Origin of the sequence: Methylobacterium sp. CCH5-D2, assembly GCF_001556475.1 — a bacterium.
Lineage (GTDB): Bacteria > Pseudomonadota > Alphaproteobacteria > Rhizobiales > Beijerinckiaceae > Methylobacterium > Methylobacterium hispanicum.
In genome coordinates this window covers 1-2,433 of record NZ_LSIX01000572.1, presented here as the reverse complement: position 1 = coordinate 2,433, position 2,433 = coordinate 1, and the positions used below count along the sequence as shown (strand labels likewise).

The window sequence follows — 2,433 nt, the reverse complement described above, 5'->3', positions numbered from 1 at the left end:
CGTCCAGGCCGCGGCGCTCCCGGCGCGCAACGCCGGCAAGCCGGTCATCGCCTTCTCGACCGACGCGGCGGTGGCGGCGCGCGGCGTCTACCTCCTCAGCTTCCTGCCCCAGCCGGAGGTCGACCGGATCGTCGACGCCTCGGTCGCCGACGGCAAGCGCTCCTTCGCGGCGCTGATTCCCGAGACCGCCTACGGCAACGCCGTCGAGGCGCAGTTCCGCGAGGCGGTGGCGCGCAAGGGCGCGCGGGTCGTGGCCATCGAGCGCTACCCGGCCGGCGCGCCGGGCCCGGCGGTCGAGCGGCTCGCCCGCGTCATCGCCGGGCCGGCCCCGCAGGCGGACGCGCTGTTCCTGCCCGAGACCGCGGACGGGATGCCCGCGCTCGCAGCCGCCTTGACGAAGGCCGGCTACGCGCCGGGCAGGGTGCGCCCGGTCGGCACGGCGGTGTGGAACGAGCCGCGCCTCTTCGCCCTGCCCGCCCTGCAGGGCGGGCGCTTCGCGGCGCCCGACACGGCGGGGTTCGCGGGCTTCGCCGGCCGCTATCAGGCGCGCTTCGGGACGAACCCGCCGCGGGTCGCCTCGCTCGCCTACGACGCGGTCTCGCTCGCGGCCGCGCTGACCCGCCGCTACGGCAGCCAGCGCTTCGCCGAGGAGACGCTGACCACGGGCGCGGGCTTCGCCGGCACGGACGGCACCTTCCGGCTGATGCCGGAAGGGCTCAGCGAGCGGTCGCTCGCGGTCTACGAGATCCGCAACAACGCCGTGACGGTGATGAGCCCGGCCCCGCGGGCGCTGGGCAAGCCGGGGACCTGAGCGGGGCGCTTGCGCTCGCGGGGCGGCGCGGTTTCGCCGGGCAGCCCGATGGGCACACACCTCCCTGATCGGGCGCCAATCCCCTCTCCCCGCGTGCGGGGAGAGGGGATGCGCGTCGCCCGACGTGGTAAGCTGGCGCGTCGATCACGCCGCGAGTTCGGCCACCAGGGCGTTCAGCACCGGCGCGCCGCGGGCGGTCGCGGCGATGCGTCCTGCGGCGAGCCGGGCCACCAGCCCGTCCGCGACCAGCGCGTCGAGGCGGGCGGCGTCGAGCGGGCGGCCCTTGAGCGCCGCGTAGCGGGCCGGATCGATGCCCTCGGCGAGGCGCAGGCCCATCATCAGGAACTCGTCGGCCTGGTCGGATCCGGCGATCGCCTCCGTCTCGGCGATGCCGTGCCCCTCCGCCTCCACCCGCGCCAGCCACGCCTCCGGCGCCCGCTCGGTGACGGTGCCGAGCCGGCCCGCCGCGGTGACGAGGCGGCCGTGCGCGCCGGGGCCGATGCCCGCGTACTCGCCGTAGCGCCAGTAGAGCAGGTTGTGGCGCGATTCGGCCCCCGCCCTGGCGTGGTTCGAGATCTCGTAGGCCGGCAGGCCCGCGGCGCCGCAGACCTCCTGGGTCACGTCGTAGAGGATGCGCGCGCTCTCCTCGTCCGGCGGCACCAGTCGGCCGGCCGCCGCGAGGCCATAGAAGGGCGTGCCGGGCTCGATGGTCAGCTGGTAGAGCGAGAGGTGCTCGGCCGCGCGCCGGATCGCCTCGGCGAGCTCCGTGCGCCACGCCGCCGGCGTCTGGCCCGGCCGCGCGTAGATCAGGTCGAAGGAGGTGCGGGCGAAGGTCGCCTGCGCGATCTCGACCGCCGCGAAGGCCTCGGCCGCGCTGTGGAGGCGGCCGAGCGCCTTCAGGGCGGCGTCGTCGAGCGCCTGCACGCCGAGCGAGACCCGGTTGACGCCCGCCGCGCGGTAGCCCCGGAAGCGACCGGCCTCGACGCTCGTCGGGTTGGCCTCGAGCGTGATCTCGGCCCCGGGCAGGATGCCCCAGGCGGCATCGACCGCCTCGATCAGCCCGGCCACGGTCTCGGGGCGCATCAGGGAGGGCGTGCCGCCGCCGAGGAAGACGCTGGAGACCCGCCGCCCCGGCGTGCGCGCGGCGACATGCGCGATCTCCGCCCGGAAGGCCGCGAGGAAGCGCGCCTCGTCCGGGGGTACGTGGCGGACATGGCTGTTGAAGTCGCAGTACGGGCACTTCGCGGCGCAGAAGGGCCAGTGCAGGTAGACCCCGAACCCCGCGTCGCGGGTCGGGTGCTCGGGGTAGGCGGTCATCGGCTGGATGTGAGGGGTGGCGCGTCGGTCCGCAATCAGCCCGGCCGCCGCAGGCAGGCGGCGGCGAGCGCCACGAAGGCGCGGGCCCGGTGCGAGAGCGCGTCGCCGCTTTGCCAATCGACCCCGTGCTTCTCCTCCGACGAGATCTCGCCGAAGGTCCGCTCGAACCCTTCGGGCCGGAACATCGGGTCGTAGCCGAAGCCCGCCGCGCCGCGGGGCGCGACGAGATCGCCGAAGACCCGGCCCTCGAACAGCTCGGCGTGGCCGTCCGGCCAAGCGAGCACCAGGGCGGAGACGAAGTGCGC

At 75.9% G+C, this 2,433-nt stretch carries 3 protein-coding genes; 1 reads left to right on the top strand and 2 read right to left on the bottom strand.

Features of this window, described 5'->3' with window-relative positions:
• A partial coding sequence (locus tag AX737_RS14610; RefSeq protein ID WP_156453723.1) for a penicillin-binding protein activator occupies positions 1–811 on the top strand: 811 nt, incomplete at its 5' end.
• A gap of 144 nt (positions 812–955) precedes the next feature.
• On the opposite strand, the gene hemW is transcribed toward AX737_RS14610, so the two are convergent.
• Both hemW and AX737_RS14600 read right to left on the bottom strand, forming a co-directional pair.
• Positions 956–2,128, bottom strand: coding sequence for a radical SAM family heme chaperone HemW (gene hemW / locus AX737_RS14605; RefSeq protein WP_066922458.1), 1,173 nt, complete (start codon positions 2,126–2,128; stop codon positions 956–958).
• 35 nt (positions 2,129–2,163) lie between these two features.
• The coding region (locus AX737_RS14600) for a non-canonical purine NTP pyrophosphatase (RefSeq protein ID WP_280949076.1) at positions 2,164–2,433 on the bottom strand (270 nt) is incomplete at its 5' end.

Excerpts from the sequence above, each read along its gene's own strand:
- hemW (WP_066922458.1), bottom strand. The coding sequence starts at position 2,128 with ATGACCGCCTACCCCGAGCACCCGACCCGCGACGCGGGGTTCGGGGTC.